Origin of the sequence: Erwinia mallotivora (genome assembly GCF_000590885.1) — a bacterium.
GTDB classification, from domain to species: Bacteria; Pseudomonadota; Gammaproteobacteria; order Enterobacterales; family Enterobacteriaceae; genus Erwinia; species Erwinia mallotivora.
Genome location: NZ_JFHN01000045.1, coordinates 283504 through 304245 on the forward strand (window position 1 = coordinate 283504; position 20742 = coordinate 304245).

The 20742-nt window shown below is 50.1% G+C and carries 17 protein-coding genes, 1 pseudogene and 1 CRISPR repeat array (1 of these 19 only partly in view); of the genes and pseudogenes, 7 read left to right on the forward strand and 11 right to left on the reverse strand.

All coding sequences use genetic code 11. The features are described from left to right. Window positions 1-15: 15 nt before the first annotated feature. The 8 genes and pseudogenes from BG55_RS10135 to BG55_RS10165 all read right to left on the reverse strand — a co-directional run bounded on the left by BG55_RS10135 (window position 16) and on the right by BG55_RS10165 (window position 8450). Window positions 16-2061 (reverse strand): fimbria/pilus outer membrane usher protein, encoded by a 2046-nt coding sequence (locus tag BG55_RS10135; RefSeq protein ID WP_235192745.1) that lies wholly within the window; start codon window positions 2059-2061, stop codon window positions 16-18. Continuing rightward, a pseudogene (locus BG55_RS23225) lies at window positions 2050-2628 on the reverse strand (FimD/PapC N-terminal domain-containing protein); the annotation flags it as partial. The pseudogene BG55_RS23225 and the gene BG55_RS10135, both read right to left, overlap by 12 nt. Before the next feature lie 35 nt (window positions 2629-2663). Further along, window positions 2664-3362 carry a fimbrial biogenesis chaperone gene (locus BG55_RS10140; RefSeq protein ID WP_034937113.1) on the reverse strand — a complete coding sequence of 233 codons (699 nt, stop codon included), beginning with the start codon at window positions 3360-3362 and terminating at the stop codon, window positions 2664-2666. 76 nt (window positions 3363-3438) lie between these two features. Continuing rightward, window positions 3439-4035 carry a fimbrial protein gene (locus BG55_RS10145; RefSeq protein ID WP_235192741.1) on the reverse strand — a complete coding sequence of 199 codons (597 nt, stop codon included), beginning with the start codon at window positions 4033-4035 and terminating at the stop codon, window positions 3439-3441. Window positions 4036-4075: 40 nt separating this feature from the next. Continuing rightward, complete coding sequence (locus BG55_RS10150; RefSeq protein WP_034937118.1) at window positions 4076-4483, reverse strand: winged helix-turn-helix domain-containing protein; 408 nt, start codon at window positions 4481-4483, stop codon at window positions 4076-4078. Between the two features lie 679 nt (window positions 4484-5162). Continuing rightward, on the reverse strand, window positions 5163-6242 hold the full coding sequence (locus BG55_RS10155; protein WP_034937120.1) for a tartrate dehydrogenase: 1080 nt from the start codon (window positions 6240-6242) through the stop codon (window positions 5163-5165). A 154-nt stretch (window positions 6243-6396) separates the two neighbouring features. Next, a complete protein-coding gene (locus BG55_RS21440) occupies window positions 6397-6594 on the reverse strand; it encodes a hypothetical protein (RefSeq protein ID WP_052018781.1) in 198 nt (65 codons plus the stop codon). 920 nt (window positions 6595-7514) lie between these two features. Further along, a complete protein-coding gene (locus BG55_RS10165) occupies window positions 7515-8450 on the reverse strand; it encodes a LysR family transcriptional regulator (protein WP_052018788.1) in 936 nt (311 codons plus the stop codon). Window positions 8451-8575: 125 nt separating this feature from the next. Between BG55_RS10165 and BG55_RS10170 the strand changes: the two genes are divergently transcribed. Both BG55_RS10170 and BG55_RS10175 read left to right on the forward strand, forming a co-directional pair. Continuing rightward, window positions 8576-9886: an MFS transporter gene (locus BG55_RS10170; RefSeq protein ID WP_034937123.1), complete on the forward strand. Its 1311-nt coding sequence runs from the start codon at window positions 8576-8578 to the stop codon at window positions 9884-9886. A gap of 15 nt (window positions 9887-9901) precedes the next feature. Next, window positions 9902-10990, forward strand: a complete 1089-nt coding sequence (locus BG55_RS10175) for a tartrate dehydrogenase (RefSeq protein ID WP_034937125.1) — start codon at window positions 9902-9904, stop codon at window positions 10988-10990. Between the two features lie 96 nt (window positions 10991-11086). On the opposite strand, the gene BG55_RS22980 is transcribed toward BG55_RS10175, so the two are convergent. Both BG55_RS22980 and BG55_RS10180 read right to left on the reverse strand, forming a co-directional pair. Beyond that, complete coding sequence (locus tag BG55_RS22980; RefSeq protein WP_200871611.1) at window positions 11087-11386, reverse strand: isopenicillin N synthase family oxygenase; 300 nt, start codon at window positions 11384-11386, stop codon at window positions 11087-11089. Beyond that, complete coding sequence (locus tag BG55_RS10180; RefSeq protein WP_200871612.1) at window positions 11377-12102, reverse strand: 2-oxoglutarate and iron-dependent oxygenase domain-containing protein; 726 nt, start codon at window positions 12100-12102, stop codon at window positions 11377-11379. Before BG55_RS10180 ends, BG55_RS22980 begins: the two co-directional genes overlap by 10 nt. Window positions 12103-13256: 1154 nt before the next feature. Here BG55_RS10180 and BG55_RS10190 point away from each other — a divergent pair. Next, complete coding sequence (locus BG55_RS10190) at window positions 13257-14312, forward strand: NAD(P)-dependent alcohol dehydrogenase (protein ID WP_034937130.1); 1056 nt, start codon at window positions 13257-13259, stop codon at window positions 14310-14312. A 44-nt stretch (window positions 14313-14356) separates the two neighbouring features. Here the strand turns inward: BG55_RS10190 and BG55_RS10195 are convergent, their stop codons facing one another. Continuing rightward, complete coding sequence (locus tag BG55_RS10195; RefSeq protein WP_034937132.1) at window positions 14357-15250, reverse strand: LysR family transcriptional regulator; 894 nt, start codon at window positions 15248-15250, stop codon at window positions 14357-14359. Window positions 15251-15531: 281 nt separating this feature from the next. On the opposite strand from BG55_RS10195, the gene BG55_RS10200 reads away from it, so the two are divergent. The 4 genes from BG55_RS10200 to BG55_RS10215 all read left to right on the forward strand — a co-directional run bounded on the left by BG55_RS10200 (window position 15532) and on the right by BG55_RS10215 (window position 20632). Continuing rightward, window positions 15532-15786 carry a YdgH/BhsA/McbA-like domain containing protein gene (locus BG55_RS10200; RefSeq protein ID WP_034937134.1) on the forward strand — a complete coding sequence of 85 codons (255 nt, stop codon included), beginning with the start codon at window positions 15532-15534 and terminating at the stop codon, window positions 15784-15786. Window positions 15787-15938: 152 nt separating this feature from the next. Beyond that, window positions 15939-16289 carry a helix-turn-helix domain-containing protein gene (locus BG55_RS10205; protein ID WP_034937136.1) on the forward strand — a complete coding sequence of 117 codons (351 nt, stop codon included), beginning with the start codon at window positions 15939-15941 and terminating at the stop codon, window positions 16287-16289. A gap of 36 nt (window positions 16290-16325) precedes the next feature. Next, entirely contained in the window at window positions 16326-17498 is a 1173-nt protein-coding gene (locus BG55_RS10210; protein WP_034937137.1) for an efflux RND transporter periplasmic adaptor subunit, read from the forward strand. Further along, the gene (locus tag BG55_RS10215) at window positions 17498-20632 is read left to right on the forward strand and encodes an efflux RND transporter permease subunit (protein ID WP_034937139.1); all 3135 of its coding nucleotides are present in this window, start codon (window positions 17498-17500) and stop codon (window positions 20630-20632) included. The genes BG55_RS10210 and BG55_RS10215 overlap by 1 nt, the downstream gene beginning before the upstream one ends. An 87-nt stretch (window positions 20633-20719) precedes the next feature. Continuing rightward, window positions 20720-20742: direct repeats of the CRISPR family, unit length 28 nt; it runs 245 nt beyond the window's last position.

The window sequence follows — 20742 nt, forward strand, 5'->3', positions numbered from 1 at the left end:
CGGTTAGCTTTTGGCTTATTCACGCGGGTTGTTTACCGGGAGCGCATCGGATGGTGCACCCGCGCACACAGTGTTAAAGCGTTGCAGGCGAGGATGTTTTTCCTTTTTAACGCGTTGTAGCTGATAGTCCACCGTACAGCGACCGTCCGCGCCCTCTGCCCATTTCACGGTCAGTTGCCCCTGCATGGTGTTGACCCGGACAAAAATTTGTCCGGCCTGTCCGACAGAGCCCAATGAATTTCCTTCTTCATCAATAACTTCTGCACCAAATCTTACCGGTTCCCCGTTGTAGAGCGCGTTGATTAACAGTGGATTGCCATAGCGGGTGTTGTATTTCACCGCAACAACGGCGCCGGACCAGGGGACAACCCGCTGGGTGGTGTTATCCAGCTCAATGCTGCTGGATGCACCAACGGGATCGATGGTGACTTCATTCAACTGATAAGGATTGAGATAGGGAACTGCGGCAAATCCGGCATGATCAACATAAACGCCAGGATAGGTGGAGACTCTGGCTCCCTCTGCGCCGCGTGCTTCAATCAGTGCAAAGGTGTCAGAATTATAAGGCGTCAGAGTGACGCCTCCTGCATGGGCCAGCATCGTGCCGCTGAGGCTGAAGGAGCCGCTTTTGTAGCCGCTACCCTGACTCCAGCTGCCGCTCATTGCCGTCAGACGGCTGTGATAGCTGCCGGTCACCGATCCGGAGGTGCCATTACCATTTTCACTGGTGGCGGAAATGCCGTAGCTGAACGGGTTGGCGTCGCCCAGCGTTCCCGTCAATGTGGCCTGTCTGGCATACCGTCCGTCACCATCGCGACTTAAATCGACACGGAGCTGTGAACTGGTGTGGCTGGCGCTTTTTGCTAACGGAAGTGTGAAATTCAGCAGGTAATTATTTTCAGCGTCACCATCAGAAGAGTAGGTCCGGTTGGCGGTGATCCCCCAGGTAAGTGATTTAAATCTGTTGCTGTAGCCGAACTGAAATTGCCGGGTATCATGCGGCTGGTTCCAGTAATTCTGTATCGAACCTGAGAAGGTCAGGTGACCAAAACCTGTCGGCAGAGACTGATCGAGCGTCAGCGTCAGACGCTGGCGAGTTCGCCAGCTGGCAGAAGTCGATGTTCCACTTTTCAGCGACTGACGATTTTGCAGCGTAGTCAGCAGATCCTGATACCCCGGGGATGAGAATTGCCAGGCGGAAAGGTTAAGATTACTGCTGGTGGCATCCACCGTTTTGCTGTAGCTGAACTTGTAACTTTCTCCGCTACTTTTCTGGAGATTGTTCCATTGCTTTTCGCTGTCGCGGGCATGAGTGATGTCCAGCGCGAAGGCACCCGCCGACGTTCCCACCGCAGCACCAAATTGTACAGCTGAGTAGCGTTCACTGAGTTGCAGGCCGCTCCAGCCGGTGAGGATATTGCTGAAACCGTATTGCCAGGTCGCCTCCCAGAATGGCGGATGGTCATGCAGATTACTGCTGCGTATCTTACCTGCGGTAAAGGAATAGCGGTGATTGCCAGGACGCAGTAACTGAGCAATAGAAGAGTAGGGAACCTGAAAGTTTTGCTCCGAACCATCTGCTTCCCGCACGGTTACATACAGATCGCTGCCGTAACCAGCAGGATAAATATCGTTAATCAAAAATTCACCGGGTGGGACGGTGGTGTCATAGATTAACTGATTGTTTTGCCTCACCGTAACGCGAGCCGAAGTGCGGGCTATACCTCTGATTTCAGGAGCATAGCCGCGCAGTGAGTAGGGAAGCATGCGATCATCGCTGGCAATCTGCACGCCGCTGAACGGCAACGTATCGAAGATCAATCCAGGCGTGGAGGTCTGGCCTGCCAGTATGCGTCCCTGTATAACAGGCAGATCACGTTGCAGCCAGGTGTTTACCGCGTTGTAACTGAATTCTTTATGTTCCTGCCAGTTGCCGTTACCATTATGCCGGAAATACCATGGACCCAGATTCAACCCGGCATTAAGTGTACCGTAAGCCGACTGCCAGACATTGCCCTGACTTTCACTGCGGTAACCCGTTATGTTGTAGCCCAGTGGCATCGCGGCAATACCGCTATCCCACTCTTCCTTGTCAACCGCACCTCGCGCTTTTTTAACTAACAATATTTGCGGCACGCTGATATCAAGACGCTGCTCATTGCTGTCATAGAGCACCTCGGCCTGCGGGAGCTTTTCGCGTAGATCAATACAGGATTCAGGATCACTTTCACGGATGCCGTGGTAGAAATCCTCGGGCAACTTCGCCTCAGCAAAGGGAATTTTTTTCAGCAACGACGCGTTAAAGCATGCATAAACTGAACCGTCCTGGCGGGAAATAAAATGAATATCATCCTTTCCTTATGCGGTATTATTAACATATACCGCAGTGCGGTATATTCCTGGCAGTACCGATGCGCTGCTGGCAAAACGGCTTAAATCAATAGCATTCTTGTCACTGACATAGAGAAACGATGAATCAAATTCTACTTCCTGCTCTTGTGCGGATATATTTTCATCTGTCTCAGAGGCAAAGCCGGTTATATGCATCAGAGAAAAACAAAGCAGCAGGGCTTTTCTGTTGCACTGGCCACAGAAGGAGACTTTCATTGAAATCCTTTTCAGAAACATCCATGCCGTCAGTATTCATTAAATTAACGCGGGCGTTATTCCTGTAACTTCGCTTCAAAGCTTATCAGCGCGCCATAATCATTGATAAACTCTCCGGTGAGCGCATCGCCGGATTTACCTGTAAGAGCAAAGGCCTGGGACTGGAATGGCGCAATCATTTCACCTTCGACTTTTTTGCCATTCAACTTAATATTGACCAGTGAAATATAATAAGGACCAGGATTACTGGCCATCAGCTGATTCCCACGCTGCTGCCATTTGACCATTTTGATTGCGTCGTTGGCATCACCTGCCAGTTTATCTGGCCGATAGAAAAATTTGATACGCGTACGAAAGGCCATCTGTAAATGATTACTGTCGCTGAGTTGGGGATTTTTAGCCTGAATTTCCAGAATATTTAACCAGAATACTGATTCGCGATCTTCCGGCAGGCTTGAATCGGTCTGGCTTATTCTTAGTGTCTGACCTTTTCCGGCATCGACGCGGTTAAAAGGTGGAGAGAGAACAAAAGGAACATGGATATTTTCTGGTTTTGCTTTCATATCTCCATCGTCAATCCAGCTCTGTATCAATAAAGGTCGTTTCCCCATATTAGTCATTTTTACGCTAATTTCACGGGCATTGCCGGGATAAATTACGCGCGTGCCATTGACCACGATACTGGCAAATAACACGGGGCTGTACAGGGTGGCAATCATTGCCAGCAGCAACGCGGAAGAAAATAATTTTTTCATGCAGGATTCTTTATTCGATAAAAAGTTTTTTTAAATTAAAAAGCAGAGAGACGACGTCTCTCTGCTACAGACACTATTATTTGTACATAATAGAGTAGGTTACATTACTGGTTACTGTGCCAGCACCTGCTGCGGAGTTAGCATAGTATTCAACCAGGTAAGGCAGGGTTAAACTTCCATCAACCATTTCACCATAGGTATTGTTGGTTTCCTGGCTGCTGTTACCCACAACAATAATTGACTGATTACCAGCATTGCGCAGCTGGAATGCGACTTTCTGATCGGTAGTGTCGTTCTGATCGATCAGGCGACCATTAGAGTCAACGGTATCGCCAGTTTCAAAGAAGGCTGCAGCGGTAGTCAGCACACCTTCACAACCACTCAGGCCAATAGTAAATTGGGTCTGACCAGCAGTCTGACCAGCAGATGCAAGCTGATTAATACCCACAATTGGCAGTTCAACATCAGCACTGGCATCGCCACCATTGATGCTGCTGTTACAGGTTGTGGCCTGAAGCGTGCCGTTAAAAGTAATTGTACCTTCAGCAGCAGCATAAACATTAGCTGATGAACATGCAGCGAAAATAACTGCCGCAAGCGTTGCGTATTTCATATTAACTCCTTTTACTATTTCAGATGATTTTAGTGGCTCTTTTATTGCAAACTGAGCCACATACCCTTCCCGTAAATGGAAGGTATTTGTAGATTGATTGCTACAAATTCTTTTGGTCGTAATAATAAATAGTGGTGACTTTATCTTTATTGACTCGATAGCCTCTTTCCGGGCCTGTTTCTATGCGGGTAATGAAATCTTCCGGTATTCCCAGAGAAGATAATTTATTACGCAGACATCGCATTACCTGCCACAGACGCTGAGTTGATGAACTCAGACCATATTTATCCCAGACGTTAAGTAAAATATCTTCATGTGGGATGACTTTGCCATCTGCATTTTCAAGGAGGTATATAAACAGTCGCATCATGGTTTTCCTCAACGTCACCACGGCCGGGTTTTTCTCCCGGTTAAGGTGGTTAATGTTGATAACACTGTTCTGCACGATGTTGACCTGAATATCCTTTTCAATCACATAGCCAAAAACCTTTTTACTATGTTGATCCATTATGTTGCCTCCACGCATTGCCTCTATTTTAACCATCACGGCGATATATCAGGGGCGTCTTTGCATTCATGGATTCTGTTAAAAGTACTAATAAATTTTACCTTCTCTTATGAAATGACCTCAACCATATTAAAAAATGAGTCGATTCGATTAATAAATCTCAAATTAAGAATAAAAATCTTAAATTACTATTATTTTAGATTTTTATTTCTTTTGTTAGCTTATATTTGGTTTTTAAATCTAATTTTCTCATGATGGCAATCATCAAAAGGATATTCTTTTTTATTGATTCAGACAGTATTAAACAGGGAGTAACTGGAATTTTGTTTAAATTAAGTTAATGTGAAGTCGTGGTTTTAATTTTTTACTGATAATTTAGCCATGATCTTTTATTTTAATTTTGTTCATTCTTAATATGTTAACAGGGAGCAAGTTTTTTATTTTTTAAAATATGTTGATTAAATGTTATTTGCGAAATGTTATTGTCCAGGTGTAATCTTAATTGTGATAGAAATTAACTTAATTAAGATATGGCTGGCAGCTCTGAATGATTTTTAATAGGAATGTTCTCATATTAAATTAAAATTAAATTTGTTTCGAGGTGAAGTGGTAAATAATTGAACGGATATCTCAGAAATTAACGGTGGCAGGCTGGATGAATCCGTCTGCCACCTGAAGATTACAGCGCGTCAGCAATTGCGCTACCCAAATCCTTCGTGCGCCCGGTACCCTGCATATCGGGAGTTAAAAGATGTTTATTTTCGCTGTTCGCCAGAACCACCTCTATTGCCTTTAGCACGGCTTCTGCTGCTTCACTGTGGCCCAGGTGATCCAGCATCATCGCCCCACACCAAATCTGCCCAGTCGGGTTGGCAATGCCTTTTCCTGCGATATCCGGTGCGGAACCGTGAACAGGCTCAAATAAACTGGGATAGTTACGCTCGGGATTAATATTGGCGGAAGGGGCAATACCGATGGTGCCGGTACAGGCCGGCCCAAGGTCGGAAAGAATATCGCCGAACAGGTTACTCGCGACCACCACATCGAAACGTTCCGGATGCAAAACGAAGTGCGCCGTTAAAATATCGATATGATATTTATCCACGCGGAGTTCAGGATAATGCTCAGCCATTGCCGCTACCCGGCTGTCCCACCAGGGCATAGTGATAGCGATGCCATTTGACTTGGTCGCCGATGTCAGATGCTGAGCTGGCCGTTTTTTCGCCAGTTCAAAGGCATATTTCAGGATACGATCAACGCCAGTCCGGGTCATCACCGTTTCCTGAATCACAATTTCCCGTTCGGTTCCTGGAAAAAGAGTTCCGCCGACGCTGGAATATTCTCCTTCGGTATTTTCTCTGACCACATAGAAGTCGATATCACCGGGCTGATGGTTTGCCAGCGGGGCTTTAACTCCGGCAAGCAGCCTGACCGGACGGAGGTTGACATACTGATCAAACTGACGGCGAAACTGGAGTAGCGAGCCCCAGAGCGAGACGTGATCAGGCACCGCATCCGGCCATCCTGTGGCACCAAAGTAGATAGCATCGAAAGATCTGAGGGTATCGAACCAGTCATCAGGTAACATTTTGCCGTGTTGCTGATAATATTCTGCACTGGCAAAGTCAAACCAGGTCCATTCGAACTGGATGTCAAAAAGCCGGGCGACGGCATCCATCACTTTCACACCTTCCGGCATCACTTCTTTACCTATCCCGTCACCGGGGATAACGGCAATTCTGTATCTCGCTACTGGCATCAGACACTCCTGAGTAAATGAATTTACGACATAAAAATTAATAGTCGGAAATCCAATTATGCGCTGTAAAAACTCTTAACATTCAGCGCTTTCCAGCAGGAATTGTCATTTTGTGTTGTATTTGTCATCTCTGACAGCATGCTGTGTCAATGACTCATTCTGTTACCCGGCCAGACGGGCGGCGTTGTACCGGGGGGAGGGGATGAGAAAAACGGCCACCTTTTTCATGATGTGACAGGCAGCAGAAGTAGCATGCTTTCACGTTGTCACCAAAACGTACTCTGGCAACAGTCAGCGCCTGCAACGAATTATACAGACTGCCAATAAAAACCAGCGAATTACGGGCCGGCATTTTAATACACCCCGCCCGGTGGAGAAGGTGATAACCGGCCTGGTCGGTGTGTTGTGTAACATAATAGTATTCAGCGGGCATGTTATATGGTCCAATGGTTATTAGATTAAAATCTTGTTGAATGTGTTGGTGCTTTGTTGCCCGGACATTATAAATCGATTGACTGGGCGATAATTATTTTACAGATTTAGCCCCTGCCGGGTTGGTAAGCCTCGTTTATATTTTCAACCTGATTGAAAGACATGAACTTATGATTCCCACCTGCTGATGCGACCAGGGTGTGGCCTGACTGCGGGTGTAAAAAAATATTTTTCTCGCCTGAGAATTAGCTTTTTTTTCTAAAAAAAAGGAATGATTTTTTTTCACACAAAGGAAGGCCTGTCAGTCAACAGCACGTTAAAAATCTCTTTATCAGAGATAAGATTAAAGCCGGTACTGATTTTTCTGATTATTCCGAATGATTAATTTTATGGATTGAACGGCAGGCAGACAATGCAGGGGGGAAAGTTGAATTTAAATAATCATTTTTCAGGTAAAAGATTAAATATTTTGCATCGATAGAATGATGATGCATGGTTATCTTTTTACTGAGAAAGATAAATTTTCTTATCAATGTCTTTTTTCTGACTACAGAAAAGCTCATTGATTGCGCCAGATTTCTGTTTTGTACTGGCCCTTAGTTAGTTAACACAGAGCAGCGGATTAGGTCGATCATCTTTTAAAGATTCAGACAGAAAAATAATATTCCAGGGATTTCCCTACAACGACACGGTGGCATTGGCAAAATAATCGGTCTGCGGAAAACGGGACCAATTAACAATTTTTAAATTACCTGTCAGTCGGTGACTGATTATGACCATCGGGTTCTCTGCTCATCGCGTGGATAAACATTATCAGCAGCACCGCGCGAGTCCGTATCATTAGCCATCCTCCCGGCTGTCAATTCCCAGAAGCCCGGCAACCCAGTGCGCTTTGTGCGCGGAAAAAAGCGTCAGCAAAGCGAGGACATTGCTGTCATTGCTACCCTTATGCCACACCATACTTAACGGCAATCCCCTGATTTCATTATTCATTATTAACTTTATATAGGTCACGCCTTCGGTATTCATATTGCAAAATGAGGCGGGCACGATTGCCAACCCCAGGCCTGCTGCCACAAAACTGAGAATGGTTTGTTTTTCTTCAGCGTATTGCACCACACGCGGTGTCAGCCCTGATGTTCTGAACAAATTCATGGTCAGATCGTGACTGTGTGGCCGGGCTCTTCTTTCCGGGACGATCATCGCTTCCTGCTTAAAATCCTCCACGCAGACAGAGGATCTTGATGACAAAGGATGCATGACGGGAACGGCCAGCACACAGGTTTCGCGGGTAATAAACTGTACGGACAGGCTACTGTCCAGGCTTTCCGGGGGACGAATAAAAATCATATCCAGCCAGCCTGATTTCAGGCGCGGAAGCAGGCTGGCGGTCTTATCTTCTGTCAGGTGAACGTCTGCTTCAGGATGCTCCTGCATAAACCGGTTTAACAATTGTGGCAGCAGGCCTCTTGCTGCACTGTCGATGGCACCAATCCGCAGCACCCGGCGGCCACTCTTTTTGGTCTTTTTAAAACGTTCCGCCAGGGCGTCAAACTGAGCAATCACTTTACCTGCTTCATCGAAAAATTCTGTCCCTGCCTCCGTCAGCGAAACATTGCGAGTCGAACGGTTAAGCAGGCGTACGCCAAGGTCATCTTCCAGCAGACGAATAAAGCGGCTTAGTGATGCAGGCATCATTTCCAGCTTTTGTGCCGCCTGACCAAAGTGCAGTTCTTCTGCCACTGCCATAAAGCAACGTAATTGATTTATATCCATATTTTTCGTCACCTCGGGATAATTTAAATAAATTATATAATCCACCTCTGATGATAAGTCCAGACCGAACTGCATACTGAAGCTTATTAAAAAAATACCCTGTACAACCTGCGGAGCACGTCAGAATGAATACTCACCTCGAAAAAAAGGTGATGCGTAAAGTTACTCTGCGCATTGTGCCTTTTATTATGTTGCTCTATTTCATCGCCTTTATAGATCGTGTGAATCTTGGTTTTGCCGCACTGACCATGAATAAAGATCTGGGACTATCACCGACGGTATTTGGTGCGGGTGCGGGAATATTTTTTCTCGGCTATTTCTTATTTGAAGTACCCTCCAACCTTATTTTGCATAAGGTGGGTGCCCGCATCTGGATAGCGCGGGTGATGATTAGCTGGGGATTAGTTTCCGGTTGCATGGCACTGGTGCAGGGAGCAAACAGCTTTTATCTGCTGCGCTTTTTATTGGGTGTGGCAGAAGCAGGATTTTTCCCCGGCATTATTCTCTATCTCAGCTACTGGTTTCCGGCTGCGCGGCGGGCTCAGGTGACGGCTATTTTTATGGCGGCGGCTCCCTTATCGACGGCATTGGGTTCGCCGCTTTCGGCAGCGTTGTTACAGATGCAGGGCGTAATGGGTTTTGCGGGCTGGCAGTGGATGTTCGTACTTGAGGCTGTACCGGCGGTGGTGTCAGGGTGCGTGGTGTTATTTTTTCTCACCGATCGCCCGGCAAAGGCGAAATGGCTGACGCAACAGGAGCGGGACTGGTTACAGAACACCCTGGCGGATGAAACGCGTTCCCCCGCTGAGGCTGGCAGACACAGCACCGTCTGGCGTGGGCTGGCTGACCGTCGGGTACTGGCGCTGGCGCTGGTCTATTTTGGTACTTCCGCAGGACTTTACACCCTCAGTATCTGGTCGCCACAAATCATTCACTCCTTCGGCGCATCGGCGCTGGCAACGGGGGTTTTCAACGCCTTTCCAGCCGTGCTCGGTGTGCTGGCAATGGTGTTGTGGGCGCGACATTCTGACCGTAGCGGTGAACGTAGCTGGCATGTTATTGCCGCCTGTCTGCTGGCAGCGGCAGGGCTGCTGCTGGCGGGAAATGTTCTTTCACTCACCGGCGTAATTATTGCGCTGACGCTGATTAATATCGGTATCAGCGCATCCAAGCCGCCGCTGTGGAGTATGCCTGGGCTGTTTCTTTCCGGTCCGGCAGCGGCAGCCGGAATTGCCGCTATTAATTCCATTGGCAATCTTGGTGGTTTTGTCGGGCCGGTGATTATTGGTGTTATTCGTCAACAAACCGGCTCATGGCATTGGGGACTTTATTTTGTCGCCGGATTACTGATGTTGTCTGCACTGATTATTTTTCTGTTATCGCTGAAAAAGAAAAAGCCACAAACGACCTGTTTTTCTCATCCTGAAATACGCTAACGACTGGAGATTATTATGCGCCACTATGCAATTGCTGCTATTCCTGCGGATGGTATCGGCCCTGAAGTGATTTCATCCGGTATTGAGGTACTGCGTGCGCTGGAAAAGCAGGACCGCTCACTGAAATTCACTATTGAGAATTTTGACTGGGGTTCTGATTATTACAAAAAGCACGGCGTGATGATGCCGGAAGACGGATTGCAAACGCTGAAGAAATTTGACGCGATCTATTTTGGCGCGGTGGGGGCGCCTGACGTGCCGGATCATATTACTTTGTGGGGGCTGCGCTTACCCATCTGCCAGGGATTTGATCAATATGCCAATGTTCGTCCCACCCGGATCCTGCCGGGGATTACACCACCGCTGCGCAACTGCGGGCCGGGCTGCCTGGACTGGGTGATCGTGCGTGAGAATTCAGAAGGTGAATATTCCGGCAACGGTGGACGTGCGCACCGCGGTCTTCCGGAGGAAGTCGGCACTGAAGTAGCCATTTTTACCCGGGTGGGCGTGACGCGAATTATGCGTTATGCCTTCCGTCTGGCGCAGTCTCGTCCACGTAAGTTGTTGACGGTGGTTACCAAGTCTAATGCGCAACGACATGGCATGGTGATGTGGGATGAAATTGCGGCGGAAGTGGCGCAGGAATTTCCGGATGTGCAGTGGGACAAGATGCTGGTGGATGCGATGACGCATCGCATGACCCTGCATCCGCAAAGTCTGGATACCATCGTTGCCACCAACCTGCATGCGGATATTCTCTCCGATCTGGCCGGTGCGCTGGCAGGCAGTCTGGGCGTGGCACCAACGGCAAATATCGACCCGGAACGCCGTTTTCCATCAATGTTTGAACCGATTCACGGTTCGGCATTTGATATCACCGGCAAAGGTATCGCTAACCCGGTTGCCAGTTTCTGGACGGCAGCGCAGATGCTGGAACATCTGGGAGAGCGTTACGCGGCGGCGCTGATCATGGCCGGTACAGAGGAGGCCTGCCGCAAAGGCATCATGACCCCGGATATTGGTGGTAAAGCTACCACCGCTGAGGTGACTCAGGCAGTGGTAGCCTTTATTACCGCCAAGGCTCAGGTCGCTGAGACTGCATAACCTTTCTGCACATACGATGGCCGGTGGCGTGACTGACACCGGCCATATGCAGGTGGCACAGACTCTGCGCTTATACCCAGCCTGTTACCTTCAGAATCAGGAGAAAATTTTCTGGCGGTTCTCAGCAATAATCCGTTTCGTGGCCGGTCTTTCCGGATAGCACCGCATAAACATATTGGTGAAATGTTCGCCGTAAGTGATCGACGCGGGTTGATTTTCCCCCATTAGCGGCCTTATCGCCTGGCGGAAATTTGGCTCGTGGAAATAAGCCAGCGCGAATCTCTCTCTTTCCGGGTGCAAAATGATTTTGTGAGGCGTGGAAATCAGATAATTACCGGTCAGGTACTGAAGTAAATCGCCAGGGAAAACGGTGACGACATCCGGCGTCAGCGGCATTCTGACCCAGTGGGGATCGTTCTGATATTCTCCGGCGGTACTCTGGCCCTCCAGCCAGTTTTTCTTTCTGACTTCCCTGCTGCCATCGGCCGCCAGAGGAGGACGGATATCCAGTCCATCGGCATCTTTCTGAATAGCAATAACCAGAAAACCATAATCGGATGGGAACCAATGCCCCGGTCAGATTCAGTCACCGCCTGCTGAAAGCGCAACATTCTCATATGATGCCAGCCATCTTCGGTCAGTGATTTAAGTTGATTTAATTCTAATCCCAGTCCGAGCGCGGCCAGCTGTAATAGTTTATCGCCAATTCCACCCATCATATTCATATGCACGGAGACATTTTCTTTAAAAGTATGATTGGGCCACGGAACCGGACCATGGCAGGGCCAGCCCGCTTCGACTCTCTGATCGGATAATGGCAGATCTTTACAGACGGTAAATATCTCCGAATAGTCTTCTTCACCTGCGGTTATTTCTTCTCTGCTGGCAATATAACCACTGTATGAGATGTCATTAAGAAGACTTTTTTTCTTTTCCAGCGGTTCTTTAAAAAAGTTTTTACTGCTGTTAATCGCCGCATCCGCCACCGAAGCCTGCTCCGGTGTGAGCTGAACTTCAAATATGCCATCACGACGCCACACGTCAATCATCTCTTTACCTAATTGACGATCGGATTTACTTCCAGAAACAATCGCTGGCAAGCTGAATTTCATTATTGTACTCCTTAGTATCGGAAAATAAAAAAATCACACAACCAATGGCAACCTGAAATAAACAGGTTGAAAAGGAATGTTTAGTAAAACCAATAAGTGAATATCAGAATAACTTATGGTTGGGGGAATATATGATACGGCGATATACCAATGCAATCGCTGTGGAATAATTTTTCATAGTCAGTGATGTGCGTCGGTTTTTTTTCTTTTGCCACATTCAATACTGAGTGGGAAAAAAGTATTTTCAGTTCCGTTATTTTTTCAGAGTATTTTTTTTGCTGGTTATTTTATTTTTTATTTCACCTGGGGTTTTATCAGCTCGCGCCAGAGATTACGGCGTTTTCAGATATTGGCGTTTATCGTAAACTCCACTTTGCAAGGTTATTTTTTTAGATTTTTCTTATGATTTTTTTTCTGCACAGGTACTGTCATTTTATGGCTGTAGCGGGGCGTTTTTTTTCATCCATCCGGGCTCAATGGTCTTTTTTGTCGGTTTTTTATACGGGAGTCTTTGCCGGTAATTGGCTTAATGATGAATAAATAAGATGTTTCTGAAGGGGGAAAGTTAAGGATAGTCAGGTGAAAATTATATAACTGATTATTTTTTGCGCGCCATGGTGTCTGTATCAGACAAAACAAGAGGCGCGCTGGTTTCAGGTTTTTATCAGGATGCAGGCTGCAACTCACTGCACAACACCCTGTCACCTGATCAACGGTGTCATCGTTGGCAAAGAGGCAGCTGTGGCTCCGACACCCTTTTGTCCATCGCTGTATAACTTTTCAGGATATCTTTTCTACTGGCAGTAATAGCATTAATGAATCTGATTCACAGGCCCTTGCAATTATTGCGCATAATTATCGCTGTTCTTTTTGGTCATTTATTTTAGGGTTGAAGGATAACGTTATCCCTTTGCCGGATAGTTGGTCTTTGTCGAAAAGATGGCCCTGTCGGAATAAACGAAATAATACCGGGCCATTTATATTCATAATGCGTAGTTTCTGGTGGTGAAGGGGTGAAGGAAAAAAACCTTTTTACTTGCCAGTAACTGACAGAAATAGTGTCCGTAATGCCTTTCTTTACTGCTCATGCTGAATGTTACTGGCATGAATAATAGATTTATCCCTGGTAATACACTGAGTTTCAGGAGAAAAAAATGACCATAAACGTAACGGGTTATGCGGCCTTTGCGGCCAAAGAAGATTTAGTTCCGCATCAGTTTGTACGTCGCGACCCGCGCGATAATGATGTGGTGATCGAAATTTTATACAGTGGTGTCTGCCACTCCGATATTCACAATGCGCACAACGACTGGGGCGGCGCAAAATATCCGATGGTGCCGGGTCATGAAATTATTGGCCGCGTCACGCAGGTGGGAAAAGCGGTGACAAAATTTGCGCCAGGTGACCATGTCGGCGTCGGTTGTATGGTGGACTCCTGCCAGCATTGCAGCGCCTGTGAGCAGGGGCTTGAGCAGTATTGCGAACAGGGCAATACCCTGACCTACAACGACGTTGACCCGCACGATGGCATGCCCACCTGGGGCGGCTATTCAAATAAAATCGTGGTGACGGAGAAGTTTGTCGTTAAAGTGCCGGACGGGCTGGATTTAAAAAGTTCGGCACCGCTGCTGTGTGCCGGGATCACCACCTGGTCTCCACTGCGTCACTGGAACGTGGGACCGGGTAGCAAGGTCGCGGTGACAGGGCTGGGAGGGCTTGGTCATATGGCCCTTAAGCTGGCGACAGCGCTGGGGGCGGAGGTGACACTTTTCAGCCGTTCGCCCGGTAAAGAGGCGGATGCGCGTCGTCTGGGTGCTAAGCATATGGTGATTTCGACCGATGAGGCGCAGATGAAAGCGGTCGCTAACCAGTTTGATCTGATCATCGACACTGTTCCCTATGTGCATGATCTTCAGCCCTATATCCCTACCCTGGCGCTGAGTGGTACGCTGGTACTGGTCGGTTATCTGGGGCCTCTCGAACCGGTACTGAACAGCGCGCCGCTGGTGATGGGGCGCAGGGCGGTGGCAGGTTCGGTGATTGGCGGTATTGCCGAAACCCAGGAAATGCTGGATTTCTGCGGTGAGCACGGCATTACTTCTGATGTGGAGATGATCACCATGCAGGAGATCAATGCTGCCTGGAAGCGGATGCTGAAAAGCGACGTGAAATACCGTTTTGTGATCGATATTGCCTCACTCCAGGCGTAAGCGTCCGTTCAGTTCATGGCAGGGATGTTCACTGCCATGAACGCTCAACCCCGGTATCTGACCGCCTCTATCAGCCTGGCAAAAGCGGTTGTGTGCTGTTTACGGCTGGGATAATAGAGATAATAACCGCTGAAGGGTTCGCACCAGTCTTCCAGTATGCTCGCCAGTTTTCCTTCTTCCGTCAGTTTGCGTACGGAATCCTCGGGCACATAAGCAATTCCCATCCCTGACAGTGCGGCATCAATTCGTGAAGCCAGATTGTTGAAGATCAGCTGTCCTTCCACCTTCACGCGGATTTCCTTGCCATCCTTGCTGAACTCCCAGTTATACAATCCGCCCAGGGTCGGCAGACGCATATTAATGCAGTTGTGATGCTGCAACTCATAGGGGGTTGCAGGCGTGCCTCTGCGTGCCAGATAGTCTGGCGCGGCGACCACCGACATTTTCCAGTCCGGTCCGATCCTGACGGCAATCATATCTTTTTCCACCTGCTCACCCAGCCGCACCCCTGCATCAAAGCGCCCGCTGACAATATCCGTCAGGGTATTGTCTACGGATAACTCAATATTCACTTCCGGACAGGCATCCAGAAAGGGTTTCAGCAGTGGCCACAGGGTGGAGTGCAGCGCATGTTCGCCAGCCGTTATACGGATATTGCCCGAGGTCTTCCCCTGGTTTTCCGTCAGATTAAGCAGGGCTTTTTCGATGTCGGCAATCATCGGGCCTACGCTGCGGATAAGTTGTTCCCCCGCTTCCGTGGGAGCCACGCTGCGGGTGGTGCGGGTTAACAGTCGGGTGTTCAGCCTCTCTTCCAGCCCGCGAATAGCATGACTGAGTGCTGACTGGGAGACGCCCAGTTTCGCTGCCGCGCGGGTGAAGCTCCTTTCATTTGCGACCATCACCAGATAGGTCAGGTCGTTAAAGTTTTCCTTCAGCATAGTGGGCTCCTGGCCTGGTCGTGCCGGGCGGTGCCCCGACATCAACAGAGAGGGAGAATATATGTAATTTTTTCACAATTTGACCAGTGAAAATCGGCTCAGGTGGCATGGAAATGCAATCTCAAACCGGCATTCTGGCCTTTTTTACCGCTTTTTTCTGATATTGATGATTTCGACTCATAAGCTTTATCAGTGATAGCATGCTAATAAAATGTAACTGCCAATGATACTCTTATTGCGCAGTTGGGTAGTTTTGTTTCTTAATATTCAGTGAGGCTTATATGAAAAATGTAACCGCAGTAATGATGGTGCTGACCAGCCTGTTGGCGGTAAATTCAGCTCTGGCCGCAGAGATGGATAATTCCATTGCCGGTAAGCAGAAAATCGGTGTGGTTTCTGCTGAGAATGCTTATTCCCTTGACGGTCTGACCAGCAAACTTTCGCATAAAGCCAGAGCGCAGGGTGCGACCGCCATTAAAGTGATCGCGGCCGGTGGGGATAATAAACTTCATGGCGTGGCTGAAATCTACAAGTAGTCCCTTTCTGAAGTCGAAATAGCTCTGCACAGGCTCTCTGCCAGATCTTCTGACCCGTGGCGATATATTACAGTGTAAAACTGTCCATCTTGCTTGTGATTTATTTCGTCCTTCTTCATCGCTAATTTCTCTCTGATTAAAAAGGGGTAAGAATGAACCGACAAAGAATGATCGTTCAGGATCTTATCGTCTGGATAAATGAAAATATCCGCAGCCCTTTGAAAATTGAAGATGTGGCTTTGCGCGCCGGTTATTCCAAATGGCACCTGCAACGCATGTTTTTTCGGGTAATGAATATCAGCCTTGGCCACTATATTCGTAATAAAAAGCTGGAGCTGGCAGCGCACGATTTGATTGACAGCAGCGCCACGGTTATTGATATCTCGGTTAAATATGGTTACGAGTCCCAGCAATCCTTTACCCGCTCTTTTGTCAGGAAATACCGTGTTCCTCCTGCGGCCTGGCGACGCTTAAATACTGATAACGCCAATTACCTGCTGTAATTTAACGCCTTCACCGGTTTCCGGGAGAAAATAATAATGCCCAAAAATGTGGCAATAAAGCCTCTGGCTTTGCTATGCGCGTTGGTTATTTCAACGTTAACCGGCTGTGATCAATCCTCAGAGCCGACGGCTCAGGCGCAGGATGCGCCCGAAGTGAAAGTGCTTACCCTTGTCAGTCAGGATTTACCGGTTATCACCGAGCTACCCGGACGCACTTCGGCGTTCCGGGTCGCGCAGGTGCGGCCTCAGGTATCCGGCATCATTTTAAAACGCGCCTTTACTGAGGGCAGCGATGTGGTTGCCGGCCAGACGCTCTACCAGATCGATCCGGCACCGTTCCGGGCCAGCTATGACAACGCCAGCGCGGCAGTATCTGAAGCGCAGGCCAGAGCGCAAATTGCCAGAGTCACGCTGAATCGCTACCGCTCACTGACCGGCAACCAGTACGTCAGCCGACAGGACTTTGATCAGGCTCAGGCCACGGTTGCACAAACTCAGGCGGCAGTGGCAGTGGCTGAAGCCGCGCGGGAAACCGCCCGTATCAACCTGGGCTGGAGCACCATCACCGCGCCTGTCAGTGGGCGCATTGGCCGTTCTTCGGTCACCGAAGGCGCGCTGGTGCAGAGCGCACAATCTGATGCGCTGGCGACGGTGCAGCAGCTTGATCCGCTGTATGTCGACGTCACCCAGTCGGAACAGGCGTTTATGCATCTGCAACAGGAACTGGCCGCGGGACGTCTGCAACAGCAAACGGATAAGGTGCGGGTCAGTGTGGTGACCGGCAACGGCGTGCTTTTTCCCCATCCCGGCACGCTGGCATTTTCTGATGTCACTGTTGATCAAACCACCGGCTCAATCACGCTGCGTGCGGTGATACCCAATCCGGATCATCAGCTGTTGCCCGGCATGTTCGTGCGCGCACGCCTTGAGGAAGGCCGCGATCCCGGTGCGCTACTGATCCCCCAGCAGGCGGTAACGCGCACGCCGCGCGGTGATGCCAGCACGATGGTGGTGGACAGCGACAACCGGGTATCCGTTCGTGCGATTCAGGTGTCACAGGCTGTCGGCGATAAATGGCGGGTGACCGCCGGGCTGCGGGCGGGTGAACGGGTGATTATCTCCGGTTTACAACGCGCCCGGCCCGGTATGACGGTGAAACCCGTCGCCGCTTCCGATTCATCCTCCCCGTCAACAGGAACCGCTGACTGATGTCCAGATTTTTTATCGATCGGCCCATTTTTGCCTGGGTACTGGCCATTATTGTGATGCTGGCCGGTGGGATTTCGATCCTTAAGCTGCCGGTTGAGCAATATCCCGATGTTGCCCCCACTGCTGTGCAAATCCGTGCCACCTATCCCGGTGCGGATGCCACCACCTTGCAGAACAGCGTGACCCAGGTGATTGAGCAGAACATGAGCGGGCTGGATGGCCTGATGTACATGTCCTCCACCAGTGATTCTTCCGGCACGCTGCAACTGACGCTGTCGTTTGAAAACGGCACTGATGCAGATATCGCCCAGGTGCAGGTGCAGAACAAATTGCAACTCGCCACGCCCCTGCTGCCGCAGGAGGTCCAGCAGCAGGGGATTACCGTGCGGAAATCCTCCAGCGTCTTTTTCCTCGTGCCCGGCTTTGTCGATGAAAGCGGCCGGATGAGTATGGAAGACATTGCTGATTATGTGGCGACCAACCTGAAAGATCCCATCAGCCGTATCAACGGGGTGGGTGACAGCACCCTGTTTGGTTCACAGTACGCCATGCGCATCTGGCTCGATCCCAATAAGCTGAATAACTACCAGCTGACCCCGGTGGATGTCATCAGCATGATCGAGACACAAAATGCCCAGGTGGCGGCGGGGCAGCTGGGTGGCGCGCCGCCGGTGGCGGGGCAGCAGCTTAACGCGTCGATTATTGCCCAGACCCGCCTGACCTCACCGGAGGCATTCGGCAATATTCTGTTGAAAGTCAACGGTGATGGCTCACAGGTACGGCTGCACGACGTGGCCCGTATTGAGCGTGGCGGTGAGAACTACAATTTTGTGGTGAAAATCAACGGAAAACCGGCATCGGCGCTGGGGATCCAGCTGGCGAGCGGGGCCAACGCGCTGGATACTGCCGCGGCGATTCGGGCAAAAATTGATGAGCTGAAGCCCTACTTTCCGCAAGGTCTGAAGGTGGTTTACCCCTATGACACCACGCCGTTTATCAGCATCTCGATTGATGAGGTGGTCAAGACGCTGTTTGAGGCCATCGTGCTGGTGTTCCTGGTCATGTATCTGTTTTTACAAAGCTTCCGGGCGACGCTGATCCCAACCATTGCGGTGCCGGTGGTGCTGCTTGGCACCTTTGGTATTCTCAGCGCCTTCGGCTACTCCATTAACACCCTGACTATGTTTGGCATGGTGCTGGCGATTGGGCTGCTGGTCGATGATGCCATTGTGGTGGTGGAAAACGTTGAGCGGGTGATGGCCGAAGAGGGGCTGAAGCCAAAAGCTGCCACCCGTAAGTCGATGGAACAGATACAGGGCGCGCTGGTGGGGATTGCGCTGGTACTTTCTGCGGTATTTGTGCCGATGGCATTCTTTGGCGGCAGTACCGGCGTTATCTATCGTCAGTTCTCGATTACCATCGTTTCCGCGATGGTGCTGTCGGTACTGGTCGCGTTGATCCTGACGCCTGCCCTTTGCGTGACCATACTCAAACCGGTTAAGCCGGGAACACATCAGCAACCGCGCGGGCTGTTTGGCTGGTTTAACCGCAAATTTGACCAGAGCGCCGGGCATTACACCCATTCGGTGGCGCGAATGCTCAACCGTAGCGGGCGCTATCTGCTGATTTATGGCGTGATTGTGGCGGCAATGGCGGTGCTGTTTCTGCGTCTGCCCACCTCATTCCTGCCTTCGGAAGACCAGGGGGTACTGGCTACCCAGGCGATTCTGCCTGCCGGAGCCACCCAGGCACGTACCCAGGCGGTGCTCGATCAGGTGACGGATCACTATCTGCATCAGGAGAAAAATAACGTTGAGAACGTGCTGACGGTTAACGGTTTTGGTTTTGCCGGACGCGGGCAGAATGTGGGGATAGCGTTTATCGGTCTGAAAGACTGGTCGCAGCGGGGCGGCAACGAGAACAGGGTTGATGCCATTGTCAGCCGTGCGGCGCAGGCATTCAGTCGCATTATGGATGGCAACGTGGTGGCCTTTAACCTGCCGCCGATTATCGCGCTGGGCAATGCGACCGGCTTCGATTTCGAACTGACCGACCGGGCAAGCCTGGGGCACGACCAGCTGATGGCGGCCCGCGACCAGCTGCTGGCTCTGGCGCGCCAGCATCCGGAGACGCTGGTGGCCGTTCGTGCAAACGGCATGGAGGACAGCCCGCAATATAAGCTGGATATCGATCAGGAAAAGGCCACGGCGCTGGGCGTGGATCTCTCCGACATTAACACCACGCTGAGCAGCGCCTGGGGCGGCAGCTATATTAATGACTTTGTTGATCATGGCAGGGTAAAAAAAGTCTACGTGATGAGTGATGCGCCGTATCGCATGATGCCGGAGGATCTTAACAACTGGTATGTGCGGGCCGCTAACGGCAAGATGGTGCCCTTTGCCAGCTTCTCCACTGCGCAATGGGTACACGGCTCGCCGCGGCTGGAACGCTACAATGGCCTGTCATCGGTGGAAATTCTGGGGCAGCCTGCGCCTGGCAAAAGCTCTGGTGAAGCGATGGCGCTGATGGAACAGCTGGCACAGCAGTTACCTTCTGGTATTGGTTATGACTGGACCGGCATGTCATATCAGGAGCGGATGAGCGGTGAGCAGGCACCTGCGCTGTACGCCATTTCGCTGATTGTGGTGTTTCTCTGCCTGGCTGCGCTGTACGAAAGCTGGTCGATTCCCTTTTCGGTGATGCTGGTGGTGCCGCTTGGCGTATTTGGTGCGTTGGTGGCAACCCTGCTGCGTGGCCTGAATAACGATGTCTATTTTGTGGTCGGGCTGCTGACTACCATTGGCCTGTCGGCGAAGAACGCGATTCTGATTGTCGAGTTTGCTAAAGATCAGATTGAGCAGGAAGGGAAGGGCGTGGTGGAAGCCACACTGACGGCAGCGCGCATGCGTTTGCGGCCGATTCTGATGACGTCACTGGCATTTATCCTTGGCGTGTTGCCACTGGCACTCAGCTCTGGTGCAGGTTCTGGTGCGCAGAACGCGGTCGGCACCGGGGTAATTGGTGGCATGGTGGCGGCGACCCTGCTGGCGATCTACTTTGTGCCGGTGTTTTTTGTGCTGGTGCGTAATCGTTTTGCCGGAAAACCCCGCGATGAAGAAGATGAGGATGAGTAACAGCCACATCGGCTTCGTGTAAGAGAAGGGGGCCATAATGGTGATTTCAGCCGTTGGCCCCTTCCACAGGTAAATCCGTCAGGCGTTTTTCTGAGCTGCCTGTGCGGCAG